We start from the raw sequence: 20556 nt of genomic DNA on the forward strand, positions 1-20556 counted from the left end.
AGATGAGCACTCCCACCTCCTTGAGAGGGTAAGGCTCCCAGTAGACGACTGGGTTGATAGGCCGGATATGGAAGCCCTGTGAGGGGTGGAGTTGACCGGTACTAATAGGCCGAGGGCTTGTCCTCAGTTGCTCGCGTCCACTGTGTTGTTCTGAAACAACGACCCGCCCGTATGGGTGTCCGGGTTGATAGTTTCATAGTGTTTCGGTGGTCATAGCGTGAGGGAAACGCCCGGTTACATTCCGAACCCGGAAGCTAAGCCTTACAGCGCCGATGGTACTGCAGGGGGGACCCTGTGGGAGAGTAGGACGCCGCCGAACAATTATTCTAGAGAAGCCCCCGCCGGGTGAACCGGTCGGGGGCTTCTCTGTTGTAAGGTCAACATGCAATTGTCGTCACACGGGACAGGAGGCCCCCCGGGTGGAGGTCCAGGAGACGCGGGTCCAGACTGATCGCGTCCTCACCATCCCCAACATGCTGAGCATGGGCCGGCTGGTCGGTGTTCCGCTCTTCCTCTGGCTCATCCTGTGGCCGGTTTTCGACGGCCCCAACAATGACGGTTGGGCGCTGTTGATCCTGATGTTGAGCGGGATCAGCGACTACCTGGACGGGAAGCTCGCCCGGCGGTGGGGGCAGATCAGCCGGGTGGGGCAGCTGCTCGACCCGCTGGCCGACCGGCTCTATGTGCTTTCCACGCTGGTCGGATTGACCTGGCGTGAGATTCTGCCGTGGTGGCTCACCGCGATCCTGTTGGCCCGTGAGGCATTCATCGCCGCGCTGCTGCCGATTCTGAACCGGCACGGCTACGGCCCGCTCCAGACGAGTTTCCTGGGGAAGGCCGCGACGTTCAATCTGATGTACGCGTTTCCGCTTCTGCTGCTCGGCAGTGTGGACAGTTGGATCGCCCGGCCGGCCGAGGTGGTGAGCTGGGCGTTCATCTGGTGGGGGACGACCCTGTACTGGTGGGCTGCGATTCTTTACGCGGTCCAGGCCAGGCAGATCGTCCGGGGGAGCACCGCGGGCTCGGCGTCCACGATCTGAGACCTGATCTGAGAGAAGCCCCACGCCTCATCGGTGCGTCGGACGATACCTTCCGGGTAGACAACCCTCTGGAACGGTTTGATGGACCTGCTGGTCCACCACCGCGAAGGAGGACGCACCCGTAATGAAAGCCGTTGTAATGGCAGGGGGCGAGGGCACCCGACTCCGCCCGATGACCTCCAGCATGCCGAAGCCGCTGCTTCCGGTCGCCAACAGGCCGATCATGGAGCACGTGCTTCGGCTGCTGAAGCGGCACGGCCTCTCCGACACAGTCGTCACCGTGCAGTTCCTGGCGTCACTGGTCAAGAACTACTTCGGTGACGGCGAAGAGCTGGGCATGCACCTGACCTATGCCCACGAGGAGACGCCACTGGGCACTGCGGGGAGTGTCAAGAACGCCGAGGACGCGCTCAAGGACGATTCCTTCCTGGTGATCTCCGGTGACGCGCTGACCGACTTCGACCTCTCGGAATTGATCGACTTTCACCGCAGCAAGGACGCTCTGGTCACCGTCTGTCTCACGAGGGTGCCGAATCCACTGGAGTTCGGCATCACGATCACGGACGACGAGGGGAGGGTCGAGCGATTCCTGGAGAAGCCGACCTGGGGGCAGGTCTTCTCCGACACGGTGAACACCGGTATCTACGTGATGGAGCCCGAGGTCTTCGACTACGTGGCGGCGGGTGAGTCCGTCGACTGGTCGAGTGACGTCTTCCCGCAGCTGTTGAAGGAGGGCAAGCGGGTCTACGGCTATGTCGCCGAGGGCTACTGGGAGGACGTGGGCACCCACGAGAGCTACGGCAAGGCCCAGGCGGACGTCCTGGAGGGCAAGGTCGACGTCGAGCTCGACGGGTTCGAGATCTCCCCGGGGGTCTGGGTCGCCGAGGGTGCCGAGGTGGACCCGGAGGCGGTGCTGCGGGGGCCGCTGTACATCGGGGACTACGCCAAGGTCGAGGCCGGCGTGGAGATCCGTGAGCACACCGTGCTGGGCAGCAACGTGGTCGTCAAGCGCGGCGCGTTCCTGCACAAGGCAGTGGTGCACGACAACGTGTACGTCGGGCCGCAGAGCAATCTGCGGGGCTGCGTGGTCGGCAAGAACACCGACGTGATGCGGGCCGCGCGGATCGAGGACGGCGCGGTGATCGGGGACGAGTGCCTGGTCGGCGAGGAGTCGATCATCGGGGCGAACGTCCGGGTCTACCCGTTCAAGACCATCGAGGCCGGCGCCGTCGTCAACACCTCGGTGATCTGGGAGTCGCGCGGCCAGGAGCACCTCTTCGGGGTCCGCGGCGTCTCGGGCATCCTGAACGTCGAGATCACCCCGGAGCTGGCCGTACGGCTGGCGGGGGCGTACGCGACGACGCTGAAGAAGGGCGCCACCGTCACCATCGCGCGTGACCACTCGCGTGGTGCGCGTGCGCTCAAACGGGCGATGATCTCGGCGCTCCAGACCTCCGCGATCGACGTCCGCGACCTCGAGAACGTGCCCATGCCGGTGGCCCGGCAGCACACGGCGCGCGGGAGCGCGGGAGGGATCTTCCTGCGGACCACGCCGGGTGTGCCGGATTCGCTGGACATCCTCTTCTTCGACGAGCGCGGGGCGGACCTCTCGCAGGCCGGCCAGCGCAAGCTGGACCGCGTCTACGCGCGCCAGGAGTACCGGCGGGCCTTCCCCGGTGAGATCGGGGACCTGACCTTCCCGTCCAGCGTCTTCGACTCCTACGCGGGCAACCTGCTGCGGACGGTGGACACCACCGGGGTCCGGGAGGCCGGGCTGAAGGTGGTCGTGGACACCGCGCACGGCAGCGCGGGCCTTGTTCTGCCGAGCATCCTCGGCAGGCTCGGGGTCGAGGCGCTCACCGTCTCCAGCGGGCTGGACGAGGCGCGGCCGACCGAGGACGCGGAGGAGCGCCGGGCCGGTCTGGCCAGGCTCGGCGAGCTGGTCGCCTCGTCGCGGGCTGCCTTCGGCGTGCGGTTCGACCCGGTGGGCGAGCGCGTCGCGTTCGTGGACGAGCTCGGCCGGGTGATCGACGACGACCGGGCGCTGCTGGTGCTGCTGGACCTGGTGGCGGCCGAGCGGCGCAGCGGACAGGTGGCACTGCCGGTGACCACCACCCGGATCGCCGAGCAGGTCGCCGCGTACCACGGCACCCAGGTCATCTGGACCACGACGACGCCGGACGACCTCGCGAAGGCGGCCTCCGCCGAGGGAACGGTGTTCGGCGGGGACGGGCGCGGCGGCTTCGTGGTGCCCGAGTTCAGCGGGGTGCTGGACGGCGCCGCGGCGTTCGTCCGGCTGGTCGGGCTGGTGGCGCGGACCCAGCTCACGCTGAGTCAGATCGACGCGCGGATTCCGCAGGCGCACATCCGGCGCCGGGACATCGCGACGCCGTGGGCGGCCAAGGGCATGGTCATGCGCTCGGTGGTGGAGGCGGCGGGCAGCCGTCGGCTGGACACCACCGACGGCGTCCGGGTGGTCGAGGCGGACGGGCGCTGGACGCTGGTCCTGCCGGACCCGGCCGAGGCGGTCACCCACCTGTGGGCGGAGGGCCCCGATGACGAGGCCACCGAGGCGCTGCTGGACGAATGGGCGGCCGTGGTCGACGGAGCGGGGCGGTGACGACCCGGGGCTGAGCACGGTCCGCGCCTGAGCGCGGTCGGGAGCCGGACTCGGAACTGCTTCGAACGGCGGGGCGCGCGGTGCGATCCGCGCGCCCTGCTGTCCGTTTTCACATCATTCGGAACAGTCCGTCACTTTCCGTCATGTGTGCAGCGTGTGTGCAGCTCAGGGGCCGTGCACGGGCCGGCCCGGCGACATGGGACGATGGTCTCCATGCCAGCGACGCCGACGCCGAGTGCCCCGAACGGACGGTACAACCGTCCGGATGCCTCGATGTCCTTGCTGACCAACGTGATGGACCACGGCCTGGACGAGGGCTACGCGGAGGCGGCCGCCGCGCGCGGTGGCGCCCGCGACAGCCGGATACCCGGCACCGTGCAGGGGCTGCTCACGCTGGGCGCCGGGCTGGCGCTGGTGGGCGCGGTGGTGACGGTGGGCGCGGTGAACGCGCACAAGGCCGCGCCGTCGCTGGCCAAGGAACGGGACGCGTTGATCCACCGGATCAACGACAGCAACACCTCGGCCGACAGGCTGCAGAAGCAGGTGCAGGAGCTGCGGCTCAAGGTCGACAGCACGCAGCAGCAGGCGCTCGCCTCGGGGGACGGCGATCCCGGTGGGGTGACCGGGGCCGTGGGCCTGGGCCAGGTCACCGGGCCGGGCGTGAAGCTGGTCCTGGAGGACGCCTCTGGCACGGGCCTCGGCGGAAACGTCGACCCGCGGGCCGGGCAGGGCTTCTCCAACAGCGGCCGGCTGCGGGACCGCGACCTGCAACTGGTGGTGAACGGCCTCTGGGGATCCGGGGCCGAGGCGATCGCGATCAACGGCCAGCGGCTGACCGCGCTGTCCGCGATCCGGGCCGCGGGTGAGGCGGTGCTGGTGGACAACCGGCCGCTGGTGCCGCCGTACAGCATCCAGGCGATCGGGGACGGCTCGAAGCTCCTCACCGCGTTCGAGAAGGACATGGCCGGGCAGTACCTGCGGCTGCTCCAGGAGCAGTACGGCATCAAGTCGACGCTCTCCGTGCAGAAGAACCTGACGCTGCCGGCGGCCGTGGGGGTGACGCTGCGGACCGCGCAGCCGGTGACGCCCGAGGCCTCGCCCGCGGTGACCCCGGCGGCGCCGGGCGGCTCGCCGTCGGCCGGAGCCGGAACCCAGGAGAGCCCCGGCGCGTCCGTCTCACCACCGGCCTCGCCTTCCCCATCCGGCTCGCCGGCCGCGCCCAGCGGTAGTTCCACCGCCAAGCGGCGTCCGTCCACCGGAACCACCAAGACCACGACAGGGACAGGAGCAGCCAGACCGTGATTGCCGTACTGGGTCTTGTGATCGGGGTGGTCGTCGGCCTCTTCGTCCAACCCGAGGTGCCGGACGCCGTCGTGCCGTACCTGCCGATCGCGGTGGTGGCGGCGCTGGACGCCGTGTTCGGCGGCGTCCGGGCGATGCTCGACGGGATCTTCAACGACAAGGTGTTCATCGTCTCGTTCCTGTCGAACGTGGTGGTCGCGGCGCTGATCGTCTTCCTCGGCGACCAGCTGGGCGTCGGCTCGCAGCTGTCCACCGGTGTGGTCGTCGTCCTCGGCATCCGCATCTTCTCCAACGCGGCCGCGATCCGGCGCCATGTCTTCCGTGCCTGAGTCGGGCCGCGAGGCGGCGGAGGAGAAGCAGGAGGCATCGGCGACCGGGCCGGCCGCAGGGAAGCCGGGTGCGAAGCCGGTCGACAAGGCGGCTGCGAAGGCCGTCGAGAAGGCCGTTGGCGCGCCCGCGCCGGAGTCGGACGGGGAGTCCGGGCCGGAGGGCGCGGCGGACACGGCCGAGGCCGCTGAAGTGGCCGGAGAGACCGCGGAGGCCGAGGAGGCGTCGGAGGAGAAGCCCGACGCCACGGCCGAGTTCGGGGCCGGTTCGGTGCCCGAGCCGACGCTGCGGCTCACGAAGGTCATCGAGTCGGCACCCGGGGCCGAACCGGAGGCCGGGCCCAAAGCCGACTCCAAGCCCGAGGCCGAGGCGAGCCCTGCGCCGGAGCCCGCGCCTGCCGCTGAGCCCGAGCCGGAGGTGGCCGCCGAGCCCGAGCCCGTCCCGGACCGGAACGCGGGCCGGCGGCGCCTGAAGGCGGCGCTCTGGCCGCCGCGGCTGTCGCGCGGCCAGTTGGTGGTGGCGCTGCTGCTGTTCTCGCTCGGTCTGGGCCTGGCGATCCAGGTGCGGTCGACCAACGACCACCACAGTCAGCTGCGCGGGGCCCGCCAGGAGGACCTGGTGCGGATCCTCGACGAACTGGACAGCCGTCAGCAACGTCTTCAACAGGAGAAGGCCGAGCTGGAGCAGTCCCTGGCGAAGTTGGAGAACAGCTCCAACCAGGCCAAGGAGGCCCAGGAGCAGACCAGGAAGAAGGTGACGGAGCTCGGCGTGCTCGCCGGTACCGTCAAGGCCACCGGTCCGGGCATCGTCCTCACGGTCGATGATCCCCAAGGGCAGGTGAAGGCAGATATGCTGCTGGACACCCTGCAAGAACTTCGAGCGGCGGGGGCGGAGGCGATTCAGATCAACGATGTGCGCGTGGTGGTCAACACCTACTTCACCGACCTGTCGGCCGGTGGGGTGCAGATCGACGGGAAGAAGGTCTCGCAGCCCTACCGCTTCACGGTCGTGGGGAACCCGCAGGATCTGACACCCGCGCTGAACATCCCGGGAGGTGTCGTCCGCACGCTGGAGAGCCATCAGGCGCGGGCGACGATCACCCAGCAGCAGAAGGTGGTCGTCGACGCCCTCGTGGACCCGAAGTCGCCGCAGTACGCCAAGCCGGCTTCGAAGTGACGGGGCACCCGACGAACGGCCCGTCAAGGGCGGGCGGCACCCGCTGCGGGGCGCCGCCGTCACATGGGCGAGACTGGTTCGCACCAGTACGCTCCGGAGCAACAACCGCAGCACCAACCGTCGGAGTACCACTCCAGCGGGCCCGAGCCGCAACGACCGGGCTCGCAGCATGTCCGAGGTTCTCACCCTGCCCCGCGGGCGGGTCTGTCACACGCAAGGGGATTCGCCCGTGAGTTTCTTCTCGAAGTTGTTCGGTCGCAACAAGGGCCGCGACGCGGCCGCCGTCGAGGCGCCCACCGCGCGTCACCGCCGGCCCGAGGACGAGCCCGTCGTGCCGGGCATGCGACCGTCCCCCGAGGCCGCGCCGTACGCAGGCCAGCAGCTGTACCGGGACGGCGGCGCCGCCCAGTTCGCGGGGAATCCGGCGGGCTACGGCGCGTCGGTTGACCCCTCCGGCGAGCCGCGCATAGGTTTCCCGTCAGCACCCTCAACCTCTGGTGGAGGGTTTGCCCCGGATCCGTACGCCGGGCACAACCCGTCGGGTGTGCCGCGCCAGGAGGCTGTGAACATGGCTGGCCCCACTCCGTGCCCCAGGTGCGGCAACCAGAACCCGGCCGCGGCCCGGTTCTGTTCCAACTGCGGTACGGCGCTGCGCGGCGGCCTGCTCCCGGAGGGGGCGGCGGAGACCACGTCGACCATCTCCATCTCCGGCCTGGAGTCGTACGACCCCACCACCACGACCGGCACCGGTGCCACGCCGGCCCTGTCGGCCGAGGTGCTGTCGGCGATCGACGCGCTGCCGCCGGGCTCGGCCCTGCTGATCGTGCAGCGCGGCCCGAACTCCGGCAGCCGCTTCCTGCTGGACTCGGACGTCACCACGGCGGGACGTCACCCGCAGGGTGACATCTTCCTGGACGACGTCACGGTCTCGCGCCGCCACGTGGAGTTCCGCCGCACCCCGGCCGGCTTCAGCGTCGCGGACGTGGGCAGCCTCAACGGCACCTACGTGAACCGGGAGCGGATCGACGAGGTGTCGCTGAACAACGGCGACGAGGTGCAGATCGGGAAGTACCGGCTGGTGTTCTTCGCCGGCCACAACCGGGGGTACTGAAAACGACGTCGGCAGGAGCCCGAGTGAATACGAATACCCCTTCCTCTTCTCTCGGGGCGGCCCCCCCTACCCCGTCCGGTCCGCAGGCGGACCGCGGCGGGCGCGGGGTGGTCGCGGGTCCGCGGCAGCCGGTCCGGGGGGAGCGGCCCGCCGGGCGCCGGCGTGGCGGTGACGATCTGCTGAGCATCGGCGCGGTGCTGGCCTTCCTGCGCGACGACTTCCCCGAGGTCACCATCTCCAAGATCCGCTTCCTGGAGGCGGAGGGGCTGGTGGAGCCGCACCGCACGCCCTCGGGGTACCGCAAGTTCAGCCCGGCCGACGTCGAGCGGCTGGCCTACGTCCTGCGCATGCAGCGGGACCACTACCTGCCGCTGCGGGTGATCCGCGAACACCTGGACGCCATCGAGCGCGGTGAGAACCCACCCGCGCTGCCTTCCGCCGGCGACGCCCGGCCCGGCCCGCTGGAGGAGGCGGACCGGGAGCTGGTGGCCGCCGGCGAGGTTCCCTCCGGGGTCCGGCTGGGGCGCGCCGAGCTGCTGGCGGCAGCCGAGGCCGGGGAGCCGGAGCTGGCGGAGTGGGAGTACTACGGGCTGGTCGCCCCGGGCCCGGACGGCGGGTACGACGGCGAGGCGCTCCAGGTGGCCCGGCTGGTCGCGGAGCTCGGCCGGTACGGGCTGGAGCCCCGCCACCTGCGGGCCATGAAGGCGGCGGCGGACCGCGAGATCGCGCTGGTCGAACAGGTGGTGGCGCCGCTGCGCCGGCACCGCAACCCGCAGACCAGGGCGCACGCGGAGGCCACCGCCCGGGAGCTCGCGACGCTGTCCGTACGGCTGCACGCGGCAATGGTCCAGGCCGGTCTGCGGACCCGCGGATAGCGGCCGACGTGCCCTGGCGGCACCGCGTGCACCGCGCTGACCAGCGGCGTCGGCTCTGCGCTTTCATATCCGGGAGCGGAGCCATAGGGTTGCCTGTGTGAATGAGCTCGACGTCGTGGGTGTCCGAGTGGAGATGCCTTCCAACCAGCCGATCGTGCTGCTTCGGGAGGTCGGGGGAGATCGCTACCTGCCGATCTGGATCGGCCCCGGCGAGGCGACCGCGATCGCCTTCGCCCAGCAGGGCATGACGCCGGTGCGCCCGCTGACGCACGACCTGTTCAAGGACGTCCTGGAGGCGCTCGGCCAGCAGCTCACCGAGGTCCGGATCACCGACCTGCGGGAGGGTGTGTTCTACGCCGAGCTGGTGTTCTCCGGCGGGGTCGAGGTGAGTGCCCGGCCGTCCGACGCCATAGCGCTGGCGCTGCGCACCGGCACGCCGATCTACGGGAGCGAGGAGGTGCTCGCCGAGGCGGGCATCGCGATCCCGGACGAGCAGGAGGACGAGGTCGAGAAGTTCCGCGAGTTCCTCGACCAGGTGTCGCCCGAGGACTTCGGGGGCAGCGGTCCGCAGTAGCGGGGCCGGTCGGGCGGCCATTTGGACCGCCCGTTTTGCCAAAAACCGTCCATCTACCCACACTAGGGGCACGAAAAACCACTCTCCTGAGTGATGTGGTTTGTCTGACCCGGCGTGGCGATCGTTGACGGGTCATAGGGGACTGCCTACCGTCAGGAGTGGCTGTCCGGGTGGCCGATGCCCGCAGTCGGGTTGCCCGCAGCACAAGTGGACGGAGGCAGGCATGAGCAGCACCGGCGATGACGCGGCCGTGGGAGGCCGGTGCGCCGTGCACATGCCGCGCACCGCTCGCACCGTCACGGATCTCCCCCGGATGGGCAGGTTCCCGGCCGTACAACCGGGCCAGCCGGCCATCGAGCGGCTGGCGCCGACATCCGAACTGCTCGGCTTCCGCGGCCCGACGGCCTGTGCGGCGGCTGGCATCACCTACCGCCAGCTGGACTACTGGGCCCGCACCGGACTGCTGGAGCCCAGCGTCCGCACCGCGTACCCGTCCACCAGTCAGCGGCTCTACAGCTTCCGCGACATCCTGCTGCTGAAGATCGTGAAGCGGCTGCTCGACGCGGGCGTCTCGCTGCAGAACATCCGGGTGGCGGTCGCCCACCTCCAGGCCGCCGATCAGGGCGACCTGGCCGGGATGACGCTGATGTGCGACGGCGCGACGGTGTACGAGTGCACCACGCCGCAGCAGGTCGTGGACCTGCTGAAGAGCGGTCAGGGCGTCTTCGGCATCGCGGTCGGGGCGGTCTGGCAGGAGCTGGAGCTCACCCTCGGACGGCTGCACGCCGAGCGCACCGACACCGGCGAGACCCTGGTCGGGCACGACCCGGCCGACGAGCTGGCCCAGCGGCGCAACCGGGCGGTCTGAGCAGGCGTTCGACGGGGCCGCGGGCCCGGGCGGGGAACCGTTCGGGCCCGCGGCCTCGTCGTGTTGCCTGGTTGGCCTGATCGAGGGAGGGCACGTGGGGGTCGGCACCGGGATAGCGGGGCTGCTGCGGCGCAGGGCCGGGCTGCTGGGGGCGCGGCTGCGGCAGCGGCCGACGCAGCGCAGGGTGTTCCAGGCCGGAACGGTGCTCTGCTCGCTGGCGCTGGCGCCGAGCGCCTGGGTGTGGTGCGCCGCGGGGGACCGGGTGGGCACGGTGGAGAGCGCGCCCGCCGCGCCGGTCGCGGTGGTCTTCGGCGCCGGGCTGGACCAGGGGAAGCCCTCGCCGTACCTGGAGCACCGGCTGGTCGCGGCGATGGACCTGTACCGGGAGGGGAAGGTGCAGGCGATCCTGGTGACCGGGGACAACGGGCGGGACGAGTACGACGAGCCCGACGCGATGTACACCTACCTGACGCAGCACGGGGTGCCCGATGACCGGGTGGTCCGGGACTACGCGGGCTTCGACACCTGGGACTCCTGCACCCGGGCGCACCGGATCTTCGGGGTGGACCACGCGGTGCTGGTCAGCCAGGACTTCCACGTCCGCCGCGCGCTGGCGCTGTGCGAGGCGGCGGGCATCCGCTCGTACGCGGTCGGGGTGCCGGAGCTGCACGACGCGACCTGGCTGTACGGCGGGCTGCGGGAGATCGCCGGGGCGGGCAAGGCGGCGGCCAACGCCTGGCTGCGGCCGGACCCGGTGTTCCTCGGGCCCACGGAGGACGGCATTCCGAAGGCGCTGGCGGAGGCGGCGAAGAGGTAGCCGCCGGGGGCGGGCCGCGGGGCGTCCGGCCGGGGTCGTACGCACTGTCGGACCCGTACGCGATGATCGGCGGGTGCGATCTCTGCCGAGCATCATCCACCTCGACATGGACGCCTTCTTCGCAGCGGTGGAGCAGGCGGCCAAGCCGAGCCTGCGCGGCAAACCGGTGATCGTCGGCGGGCTCGGCGGGCGCGGGGTGGTCTCCACGGCCTCGTACGAGGCGCGGAGGTTCGGGGTGCACTCGGCGATGCCGATGGCGCAGGCGCGCCGGCTCTGCCCCAACGCAGCCTTCCTGTCGGGGCGGTTCGAGGCCTACCGGCAGAACAGCGAGATCGTGATGGGGCTGTTGCGGCAGCTGTCCCCGCTGGTGCAGCCGCTCAGCCTGGACGAGGCCTTCGTGGACCTGGAGGCCGGTCCGTACGGCCCGGCGCTGCTGGAGGCGGACCACGAGACCGGCGAGCGGTTGGTGCTCGCGCTGGCGGAGGACCTGCGGGCGGACATCCAGCGGCTGACCGGGCTGACCGGCTCGGTCGGGGCGGCCGGGTCCAAGCTGATGGCCAAGATCGCCTCCGAGCAGGCCAAACCGGACGGGCTGGTCATGATCGAGCCCGGGCAGGAGCGGGCCGTGCTCGGCCCGATGCCGGTGCGGGCGCTGCCCGGGATCGGGCCGGCCACCGAGCAGGTGCTGCGCCGGGCCGGGCTGAACACGGTGGCCGACCTCGCGGAGGCGGGGGAGGCGGAGCTGGTGCAGCTGGTCGGGCGGGCGCACGGTGCCGGAATCTTCCAGATGTCGACAGGGCTGGACGACCGGCCGGTGATCGCCGACCAGGACGCCAAGTCGGTGTCGGTGGAGGACACCTACGAGGTGGACCTGGCCGACCGGGAACGGGTGCTGCGCGAGGTGGAGGCGCTGGCCGGCCGGTGCGTGCGGCGGCTGCGGGCGGCCGGGCGCTCGGGGCGGACGGTGGTGCTCAAGGTCCGGCGGTTCGACTTCTCGACGCTGACCCGCTCGGAAACGCTCGGCGGGCCCACCGACGACGAGACGGTGATCACCGCGACGGCGCGCCGGCTGGCGGAACAGGTGGACATCACCGGCGGGGTCCGGCTGCTCGGCGTGGGCGTCGCCCAACTCGCCGACTACACCCAGGAGGACCTGTTCGCACAGGCGCTGCGGGAGGAAGCGGCGGAGCACGCGGAGGCGGTGGCCGAGGCCGAGGAGGCCGAGGAGGAGCCGGAAGCCGTCGTGGTGCGGCGCTGGATGCCCGGACAGGACGTCCGGCACGAGGAGTTCGGGCCGGGCTGGGTGCAGGGCAGCGGCGTCGGGAGGGTCACCGTACGGTTCGAGACGCCGTGGAGCGAGCCGGGGCGGGTGCGGACCTTCGCGGTGGACGACCCGGCGCTCGAACCGTCCCGGCCGCTGCCGCTGCGCCGGGACGAGGGTGAGGACGGTGTGCCGGACGCGGATGCGGCCGACGGGTCGGAGGAGGGGGCCTGAAACACGAAGCGGCCCCGCCCGGTGGGGGAGTACCGGGCGGGGCCGATCACCGTACCGGACGCCGTACGGTCGTGATGCCCTCGCGACGTACGGAGACCGGGGCCCCGCGCCCTGTCCCTGAGCGCGGGGGCCGGACGCCTCGTCAGGCGTCGGTCTTGACCAGCTCGGGGCTGGAGTCCTGCTGGGCCGAGCCGCCGAGGACGGTCGGGGTGGCGGCCGACGTGGCACCGCGGATCAGGAACGGGACGACACCGGCGACGACGCAGACGACGGCCGCGGTCCAGAACGCGTGCTTGTAGGCGTCCAGGGTGGGCAGGGAGAGCGGGATCTGCGGCGGCAGCTTCATGGTGTCGCCGGTGAGGATGGCGGCCATGACGGCGGTGCCGATCGCGCCACCGACCGTGCGCAGCACGGAGTTCATGCCGTTGGCGATGCCGCTCTGCTCGGCCGGGACGGCGCCGTTGATGTAGGCCGGCATCGCGGCGAAGGCGAGGCCCACGCCGAGACCGAAGATCGCCGAGGCGGTGTAGATGTCGCCCTCCTGGCCGTGGCGCACGGCCAGGTAGGCCATCGCCACGGCGCCGAGGACGCCACCGAGGACCAGCGGCAGGCGCGGGCCACGACGGGCGATCAGCAGGGCGCCGACCGGCGCGGCGACCATCGAGCCGATCGCGGACGGCAGCAGCATGATGCCGGCGTGCAGCACGGTGGCGGTGAAGCCGTAGTGGGTCAGCTTCTCCGGGGTCTGGGCGAAGTTGCTGATGACCATGAAGGAGCCGTACATGCCGAAGCCGATGAGCAGGCCGGCCACGTTGGTGAAGGCGACGGCCGGACGGGCCATCATCTTCATGTCCACCAGCGGGTGCGCGACCTTGGTCTCGATGATCCCCCAGACCAGGGCGACCACGGCGGCGACGGCGAACAGGCCGAGGGTCTTGTTGGAGGTCCAGCCCCAGTGGTTGCCCTGGCTGACCGCGACCAGCAGCGCGGAGAGCCAGCCGGCCAGGGTGAGGGCGCCCAGCGGGTCGGCGCCGCCGTCCTTGTCGGTGACCGGGTCGGACGGGACGCGGAAGGCGACCAGGGCGACCGCGATCAGGCCGAAGACCAGGCCCATCCAGAAGATCGACTTGTAGTCCCAGTGCTCCAGCAGGAGGCCGGTGGCGACCAGGCCGAGGCCGGAGCCGACGCCCATCGAGGCGCTGATGGCGGCGACGCCGCCGGTCACCTTCTGCCTGGGCAGCTCGTCACGGACGATGCTGATCGCCAGCGGCAGGACGCCACCGCCGGCGCCCTGGAGGACGCGGGCGACGACCAGCCAGGTGAAGGAGTGGGTGCTGACCGCCAGCGCCGAACCGGCGACCAGGCCGGCCAGCGAGATCAGCAGCATCGGCTTGCGGCCCCGGAGGTCACCGAAGCGGCCCAGGAGGGGAGTCAGCACGGCTGCGGAGAGCAGGTTGGCGGTCATCAGCCAGGTGATGCTGGAGGCGGAGACGCTCAGTTCCCTGGCCAGCGAGGGCAGGATCGGGACGACCGCGGTCTGCACCACGCTGAACGACAGCATCGCCAGGATGAGGGCCGGCAGGACCCGGGCGCTGCTCTGCTTCTCGGCCGCGGTGGTGGGCTGTGGTGCCTCACTCACGGTTGCTTCCTCCCGTACATAGTGAATGAACTGAAGTAACCATGCAGGGGGATACTTCAGAGTGTCAAATATCGAGTGGTTAAGCTTTGGCAAAGACGAAGGGTCGGGTGCGCGACAAGGGGCTGTGGTGGGTGTGCGGAGGGCACCTGCGGCGGAGGCGAACGGTCGGGTGTGCGACCAGGGCCCCGGACGGTGTCCGGGGCCCTGGTCGTGGGTGCTGTCAGACGAGCGGCCGCAGCGGGGCGGGGCGGGGCGGGGTGGCGGGCGGGGTCGATCCGGTCGGCGGGGTCGGCGACGACGGGGCAGGGGTCTGGGCGGCGGTGGTGTCGTGGACCTCGACGTGCTCGCGGCGGAGTTCGTCCCGGATCACCTCCTCGGTGGTGTACCGCTCGACGACCAGGCGGACCCGCTCGATGGGGGTGAGGTGCTTGCGGACCACCGCGCGTTCCTCGCGGAGGGTGACCTCTTCGACGGCCTCGGCGATCTCCTTCTCGGTGAGCGTGGCGCGCTCGGCGTCGCTGACCGGCGTCCGCTCGACCCGGACGCGCTCGCGGACCACCGGGACGCGGCGCTCGACCTGTTCGGTCGTCACGTACTTGCGCAGCTTCGCGGTGCCGAGGGTGTGCCACTCGGTGATGATCTCCAGCCGCTCCTCGCGGCAGGTGATCTCTACCGGGCTGCTGGGGGCGGCGCCGGCCCTTGTGGTGGCGGTGGTCGCCGCGCGGGCGTTGGCGGGCGCGGAGATGGGCTGCGACTGCGGCTTCCGTCCCATGGTGGGTGTGGCGGGTGTGGTGGGTGCGTCGGCGGGGGTGGAGAAGGGCTGCGGCTTCGGTTCCATGGTGGGTGTGGCGGGTGTGGTGGGTGCGTCGGCGGGGGTGGAGAAGGGCTGCGGCTTCGGTTCCATGGTGGGTGTGGCGGGTGTGGTGGGTGCGTCGGCGGGGGTGGAGAAGGGCTGCGGCCTCGGTCCCATGGCAGGTGTGGCGGATGCGGCGGGTGTGGTGGGTGCGTCGGCGGGGGCAGAGAAGGGTGCGCGCGCCGGGAACGCGGTGGCGGCCGTGGGGGTGCCGAGGTTCCGCATGTCGGCCTCCGGGGTGGTCCTGGGTGTGTCGGCGGTTGTGGGTGCAGGGGCAGTGGGGGTTCTGGCCGGGGCAGGCTCGGGGGAGCGCTCGGGGGTGTGGAAGGTGAGCGCCTTGGCCGGGGCCGCCGCGGTCGTCGGGGCGGCGGCCGCGGTGGTGCCGAAGTCGAGGTCGGGTTGTTCGGAGTGGCTCACGTCATCTCCGTTCGGGCGGCCGGCCGCCGGGGTGTCGAGCCCGTAGTAGCGGTAGAGCTGGAGCTCCTGTGCGGGGGACAGGTGTTGGCCGACGCCGAAGTCCGGCGACTCCTTCACCAGTGACTTGTCGTACGGCACCCGGAGTTCGTCGCCGGAGAACTCGCTCGTGGTCAGCGGGACGAAGGCGTCCCGGCCGAAGATGCCGGTCCGGACCGCGGCCCACTCGGGCCGGCCGGTGGCGTCGTCCAGGTAGACCTCGTCGACCGTGCCGATCTTGTCTCCGTTGCGGTCGACGGCCTTGTGACCGATGAGGTCCCGCGGGTCGATGTCGGTCTGCACTCTTTCCTCCCGTGCGCTGAGCCTGCGGAGCTCCCGCAGGAGGGCGGCCGGAGCGCCCGTTCCGTCCACCACTTCACACCAAAAGCCATGAATCGGACGGATGCGACCGGGGTGCGCCGGACGGGCTGTGCACTGGACCGTCCGGGGGACGCGCGTAGACCCCGAGTGACCTGACGCACCCGTGATCGGGGCGCCTCCCGCTGGTACCCTGGGCGGCGACCGCAGAGCCCGCTCGGGAGAGTCTCCGACTGCGAAAACCGCTGGTCGGAGCGCCGAAGGAGCAACTCCTCCCCGGAATCTCTCAGGCATCCGTACCGTGTGGGGTAGGTCACTCTGGAAAGCAGGGCAGGGGCGTCGGCACGGGAGCCGGCGATCACCACCCTCACCGACGGTGCAAGCCGGCGGAGCGCCCACAGCGCCCCGTGCGGGTGAAGCTCTCAGGTCCCGATGACAGAGGGGGAGGCCTGTCGGGTTCGCCCGCCCAGGCTGGTCCGCTGTCCGCAGCGGTGAGGCCGGCCGGCGTGCGTACCCCCGCCGGTCCGTGACCAGGAGGCCTCGACCACCATGAACGCCCAGCCGAACGCGGGACGCCCCACCGGCGCCCCGACCCTCACCGAGCTTGAGCTGGCCAGCCCCTTCGAGAACCGCCACATCGGCCCCGACGCCCCCGCACAGGAGAAGATGCTGGCGTCCGTCGGCTACGGCTCGCTGGACGAACTCGCCGCCACCGCGGTGCCCGAGGCGATCCGCTCCATCACCGCCCTGGACCTGCCCGCGGGCCGGACCGAGGCCCAGGTCCTCGCCGAGCTGCGCGAGCTGGCCGGCCGCAACCAGGTGCTCCAGCCGATGATCGGCCTGGGCTACTACGGCACCTTCACCCCGCCGGTGATCCTGCGCAACGTCATGGAGAACCCGGCCTGGTACACCGCCTACACCCCGTACCAGCCGGAGATCTCGCAGGGCCGCCTGGAGGCGCTGCTCAACTTCCAGACCCTGGTCTCCGACCTGACCGGCCTGTCGACCTCCGGCTCGTCGCTGCTGGACGAGGGCACCGCGGCCGCCGAGGCGATGGCGCTGGCCCGCCGCGTCACCAAGGTCAAGGGCGGCGTCTTCCTGATCGACGCCGAGACCCTGCCGCAGACCATCGCGGTGATCAACACCCGCGCCGTGCCGACCGGCGTCGAGGTCGTCGTCGCCGACCTGTCCGAGGGCATCCCGGCCGAGATCGCCGAGCGCGGTGTCTTCGGCGTGCTGCTCCAGTACCCGGGTGCCACCGGCGTGGTCCGCGACCTCGCCCCGGTGATCGAGCAGGCGCACGGCCTGGGCGCGATCGTCGCCGTCGCTGCCGACCTGCTCGCGCTGACCCTGCTCAAGTCCCCGGGCTCGCTGGGCGCCGACATCGCCTGCGGCACCTCGCAGCGCTTCGGCGTGCCGATGGGCTTCGGCGGCCCGCACGCCGGCTACCTGTCGGTGCGCGCCGAGTACGCCCGCTCGCTGCCCGGCCGCCTGGTCGGCGTCTCCGTCGACGTGGACGGCAACCGCGCCTACCGCCTGGCGCTGCAGACCCGCGAGCAGCACATCCGCCGCGAGAAGGCCACCAGCAACATCTGCACCGCCCAGGTGCTGCTCGCCGTGATGGCCTCGATGTACGCCGTCTACCACGGCCCGGACGGCCTGGCCGACATCGCCCGCCGCACCCACCGTTATGCCGCCGCCCTCGCCGAGGGCCTGCGGGCCGGTGGCGTCGAGCTGCTGCACGGCGAGTTCTTCGACACCGTCACCGCCGTCGTCCCGGGCCGCGCCGCCGAGATCGCCGCCGCCGCCCGTGCCAACGGCATCAACGTCCACCAGGACGGCGCGGACCGGATCTCCGTCTCCACCGACGAGACCACCACCCGCGAGCACCTGGCCGGCGTCTGGGCCGCGTTCGGCGTCCCCGCCGTCGAGGTCGCCGAGGCCGCCGAGGCGCTGCCCGCCGCGCTGCTGCGCGAGGACGAGTACCTGACCCACCCGGTCTTCCACAGCCACCGCTCGGAGACCGCCATGCTGCGTTACCTGCGCCGCCTGTCGGACCGGGACTACGCACTGGACCGCGGCATGATCCCGCTGGGCTCCTGCACCATGAAGCTCAACGCCACCACCGAGATGGAGGCGGTGACCTGGCCGGAGTTCGGCCAGCTGCACCCCTTCGCGCCGATCGACCAGGCCCAGGGCTTCCTGACCCTGATCCGCCAGCTGGAGCAGCAGCTGGTCGAGGTGACCGGCTACGACGCCGTGTCGATCCAGCCGAACGCCGGTTCGCAGGGCGAGCTGGCCGGTCTGCTCGCCGTGCGCGCCTACCACCACGCCAACGGGGACACCCAGCGTGACGTCTGCCTGATCCCGTCCTCGGCGCACGGCACCAACGCGGCCTCCGCGGTGATGGCCGGCATGCGCGTGGTCGTGGTGAAGACCCTGGTCGACGGCGACGTGGACGTCGACGACCTGAAGGCCAAGATCGAGAAGCACCGCGACAACCTCGCCGTGCTGATGGTCACCTACCCGTCCACCCACGGCGTGTACGAGACCCAGATCACCGACATCTGCGCCCTGGTGCACGAGGCCGGCGGCCAGGTGTACGTGGACGGCGCCAACCTGAACGCCCTGGTCGGCCTCGCCAAGCCGGGCAAGTTCGGCGCGGACGTCTCGCACCTGAACCTGCACAAGACCTTCTGCATCCCGCACGGCGGTGGCGGCCCGGGCGTCGGCCCGGTCGCGGTGCGCGCCCACCTGGCGCCGTACCTGCCGAACCACCCGCTCCAGGCGGAGGCCGGCCCGGCCACCGGCGTGGGCCCGATCTCGGCCGCGCCGTGGGGCTCGGCGGCCATCCTGCCGATCTCCTGGGCGTACGTCCGGCTGATGGGCGGCGAGGGCCTCAAGCACGCGACCCAGGTCGCGGTGCTGAACGCCAACTACATCGCCAAGCGCCTGGCGCCGCACTTCCCGGTGCTCTACACCGGTCCGGGCGGGCTGGTCGCGCACGAGTGCATCATCGACCTGCGCCCGCTGACCAAGGAGACGGGCGTGACGGTGGACGACATCGCCAAGCGCCTGATCGACTACGGCTTCCACGCGCCGACGATGTCCTTCCCGGTGGCCGGCACGCTGATGATCGAGCCGACCGAGTCCGAGGACCTGCACGAGATCGACCGGTTCTGCGACGCGATGATCACCATCCGGGCCGAGATCGACAAGGTCGGCTCGGGCGAGTGGGCGGCCGACGACAACCCGCTGCGCAACGCCCCGCACACCGCCGCCACGCTGGCCGGCGACTGGGCGCACGGCTACTCGCGGCAGGAGGCGGTCTTCCCGGCGGGCGTCAACCCGGCGGACAAGTACTGGCCGCCGGTGAGCCGGATCGACGGCGCGTACGGCGACCGCAACCTGGTCTGCTCCTGCCCGCCGCTGGACGAGTACGGCGTCTGACCGGTCCGGGCCCGAGGAGGTCCGAGCTGACGGCAGGGCCCCGGCGGAAGCTTCCGCCGGGGCCCTGCCCGTTGCGCTGGTCGAGTCGGCGGCTGCCCCCGCCGTACGGCCGGACCGGGTGGTCAGGCCGCGTGGGCGACGGGGCGGCGCGGGGCGATCACCCGGCCGTCGGGCAGCAGTTCTCCGGTGTCCTCGAACAGGACGACGCCGTTGCAGAGCAGGCTCCAGCCCTGCTCCGGGTGGCGGGCCACCGACGCGGCCGCCTCGCGGTCCTCGGACTCGGCCGACGGGCACTCAGGACGGTGCTGGCACATACGCGTACCCTCGCTTCGCTCTGCGATCCTCCCCGTGGTGCGGTCGCCGGAGGTTCGTGCCGTCCGGAACCGCCGCGGTGGTCGGATCCTGTCCGCGCGCCGGCCAGGTGTGGACCGGCGCTCAAGTGGGTAGGACAGGTGGTCCTTCCACGCTGGTTCCCAGTGTCGGCATCTGCGGACCCGCGCGCAGGGATTTCGTGACATGCGCCACAACTCCCGGGCACAGATCACCCGTTCAGGTGGGGCCGACGGGAAAAGGCGCCCCAACGGGTCAGTCGGGATATGGCCCGATCGGGCCATACCGGATGCCCCGGACGGGTGGCGAGCTTCGGGGCGGACGTGTGGGCACGGCCGAGGGCCGCCGGGCGGGTGGGCCCGGCGGCCCGTGGGTGCCGGCGGGTCAGGAGGAGCCGAGCAGCAGTGGCCTGGCGAGCGGGGCGCGGGCGAGCAGCGGCAGCAGTTCGGCGGCCGGGTAGGCGCGGTGCGCGGTGACGCCGAGCGGGGCCGGGGCCAGGGGGATCAGCAGGTCGGCGGCCGGGCCGGTGTCGGGGCTGTGCAGCCAGAGCGCCGTGGCGTACTGGCCGGGGAAGGTCAGCAGCCGGGGCTGTCGGCGGGTCCGGGAGCCCTGGGCGAGCTGCCAGGCCTCGCGCAGTGCCCGGACCGTCGAGTCGAGGTAGGGGCCGGCGGTGAAGTGGGAGAAGCTGTGGCCCTCGGCGCTCTGCACGACCTCGGCGGCGGCGGCCACGTCGGGGCCGTCCTTGATCAGGAAGCGCCAGCCGGTGCGGCGGGCGGCCGGGAGCTCCGGGCGCGGGCCGTTCAGGACGTGCACCGCGAGCGGGTGGGCGGGGAGCAGTGAGCCGGTCGGATGACGCAGCGCTGCGGCGGCGGGCTGGCGCAGCGCGGTCTCCGAGTCGAGCGCGCCCAGGACCGCGCGCAGGGCGCTCGGCGGGGGCTGAGGGGGTTGCAGAGTCATGGCGGGGTCCGCCTCTCCAAGCGAGATCGGCGTGCGAGTGCGGCATACCGGCGTGGCGCGGCGACGCGTCTTCGGTGACGGGGCCCGGCCGTGTCCGGTTGTGCAGGATCGCGGTGCCGGCACGGTCGTCGCCGTCGACGAGGGCTTCGGGGCGAGGCGGACCGGCCGGAGCGCTGTGCAAATTCGAACAGGTGCGCAGGGTGATCTGTTTATCACAGGCTGTGGTGCCGAGCAAGTCCACAGTTCGTCTGATTTTCCGTCAGATGCCTTGCAATGCAAGCCAGTACGCGCGTTCGGGTATCGATCTTCGAGGTGGGCATGATGCTTGCACGGTCGGTCGACCGGGTGCTC

General features: G+C 71.5%; 16 protein-coding genes, 2 rRNA genes, 1 pseudogene and 1 riboswitch. Of the genes and pseudogenes, 14 read left to right on the forward strand and 5 right to left on the reverse strand.

Annotated elements, in window-relative coordinates; translation table 11 throughout:
* The 13 genes from KS423_RS08015 to KS423_RS08075 form a co-directional block, all read left to right on the forward strand.
* A 23S ribosomal RNA gene (locus KS423_RS08015) occupies positions 1–125 on the forward strand; the annotation flags it as partial.
* A gap of 77 nt (positions 126–202) precedes the next feature.
* Positions 203–319 (forward strand): 5S ribosomal RNA (rrf, locus tag KS423_RS08020).
* 100 nt (positions 320–419) lie between these two features.
* Positions 420–1040, forward strand: a complete 621-nt coding sequence (locus KS423_RS08025) for a CDP-alcohol phosphatidyltransferase family protein (protein WP_224276614.1) — start codon at positions 420–422, stop codon at positions 1038–1040.
* 124 nt (positions 1041–1164) lie between these two features.
* The gene (locus KS423_RS08030) at positions 1165–3660 is read left to right on the forward strand and encodes a mannose-1-phosphate guanyltransferase (protein WP_224276616.1); all 2496 of its coding nucleotides are present in this window, start codon (positions 1165–1167) and stop codon (positions 3658–3660) included.
* Between the two features lie 273 nt (positions 3661–3933).
* Complete coding sequence (locus KS423_RS08035) at positions 3934–4962, forward strand: DUF881 domain-containing protein (RefSeq protein ID WP_308020149.1); 1029 nt, start codon at positions 3934–3936, stop codon at positions 4960–4962.
* Positions 4959–5291 carry a small basic family protein gene (locus KS423_RS08040; protein WP_030062488.1) on the forward strand — a complete coding sequence of 111 codons (333 nt, stop codon included), beginning with the start codon at positions 4959–4961 and terminating at the stop codon, positions 5289–5291. The genes KS423_RS08035 and KS423_RS08040 overlap by 4 nt, the downstream gene beginning before the upstream one ends.
* A gap of 268 nt (positions 5292–5559) precedes the next feature.
* Entirely contained in the window at positions 5560–6465 is a 906-nt protein-coding gene (locus KS423_RS08045; RefSeq protein ID WP_374119918.1) for a DUF881 domain-containing protein, read from the forward strand.
* Positions 6466–6694: 229 nt separating this feature from the next.
* Entirely contained in the window at positions 6695–7576 is an 882-nt protein-coding gene (locus KS423_RS08050; protein ID WP_308020150.1) for an FHA domain-containing protein, read from the forward strand.
* Positions 7577–7755: 179 nt separating this feature from the next.
* Positions 7756–8451: a MerR family transcriptional regulator gene (locus tag KS423_RS08055; RefSeq protein ID WP_224276655.1), complete on the forward strand. Its 696-nt coding sequence runs from the start codon at positions 7756–7758 to the stop codon at positions 8449–8451.
* Between the two features lie 97 nt (positions 8452–8548).
* Positions 8549–9025 (forward strand): bifunctional nuclease family protein, encoded by a 477-nt coding sequence (locus KS423_RS08060; protein WP_224276619.1) that lies wholly within the window; start codon positions 8549–8551, stop codon positions 9023–9025.
* 223 nt (positions 9026–9248) lie between these two features.
* The gene (locus tag KS423_RS08065) at positions 9249–9893 is read left to right on the forward strand and encodes a MerR family transcriptional regulator (protein WP_224276621.1); all 645 of its coding nucleotides are present in this window, start codon (positions 9249–9251) and stop codon (positions 9891–9893) included.
* A gap of 94 nt (positions 9894–9987) precedes the next feature.
* Entirely contained in the window at positions 9988–10710 is a 723-nt protein-coding gene (locus KS423_RS08070; RefSeq protein ID WP_224276623.1) for a vancomycin high temperature exclusion protein, read from the forward strand.
* A 73-nt stretch (positions 10711–10783) separates the two neighbouring features.
* Positions 10784–12205 (forward strand): DNA polymerase IV, encoded by a 1422-nt coding sequence (locus tag KS423_RS08075; protein ID WP_224276625.1) that lies wholly within the window; start codon positions 10784–10786, stop codon positions 12203–12205.
* A 142-nt stretch (positions 12206–12347) separates the two neighbouring features.
* Here the strand turns inward: KS423_RS08075 and KS423_RS08080 are convergent, their stop codons facing one another.
* The 3 genes and pseudogenes from KS423_RS08080 to KS423_RS08090 all read right to left on the reverse strand — a co-directional run.
* The gene (locus KS423_RS08080) at positions 12348–13844 is read right to left on the reverse strand and encodes an MFS transporter (RefSeq protein ID WP_224276627.1); all 1497 of its coding nucleotides are present in this window, start codon (positions 13842–13844) and stop codon (positions 12348–12350) included.
* Positions 13845–14064: 220 nt separating this feature from the next.
* A complete protein-coding gene (locus KS423_RS47935) occupies positions 14065–14922 on the reverse strand; it encodes a DUF2382 domain-containing protein (protein ID WP_308020153.1) in 858 nt (285 codons plus the stop codon).
* A gap of 147 nt (positions 14923–15069) precedes the next feature.
* Positions 15070–15453: pseudogene (locus KS423_RS08090) on the reverse strand (PRC-barrel domain-containing protein); the annotation flags it as partial.
* A gap of 223 nt (positions 15454–15676) precedes the next feature.
* A riboswitch (glycine riboswitch) is annotated at positions 15677–15780 on the forward strand.
* 237 nt (positions 15781–16017) lie between these two features.
* On the opposite strand from KS423_RS08090, the gene gcvP reads away from it, so the two are divergent.
* Positions 16018–18918 carry an aminomethyl-transferring glycine dehydrogenase gene (gcvP, locus tag KS423_RS08095; RefSeq protein WP_224276629.1) on the forward strand — a complete coding sequence of 967 codons (2901 nt, stop codon included), beginning with the start codon at positions 16018–16020 and terminating at the stop codon, positions 18916–18918.
* Positions 18919–19040: 122 nt separating this feature from the next.
* Here the strand turns inward: gcvP and KS423_RS08100 are convergent, their stop codons facing one another.
* Together KS423_RS08100 and KS423_RS08105 are read right to left on the reverse strand one after the other, a co-directional pair.
* Positions 19041–19232: a DUF5999 family protein gene (locus tag KS423_RS08100; RefSeq protein WP_188300053.1), complete on the reverse strand. Its 192-nt coding sequence runs from the start codon at positions 19230–19232 to the stop codon at positions 19041–19043.
* A gap of 400 nt (positions 19233–19632) precedes the next feature.
* Positions 19633–20205 (reverse strand): hypothetical protein, encoded by a 573-nt coding sequence (locus KS423_RS08105; protein WP_224276631.1) that lies wholly within the window; start codon positions 20203–20205, stop codon positions 19633–19635.
* Positions 20206–20556: the final 351 nt, after the last annotated feature.

Origin of the sequence: Streptomyces sp. LS1784 (assembly GCF_020103755.1) — a bacterium.
In the GTDB taxonomy this organism is placed as follows: domain Bacteria; phylum Actinomycetota; class Actinomycetes; order Streptomycetales; family Streptomycetaceae; genus Kitasatospora.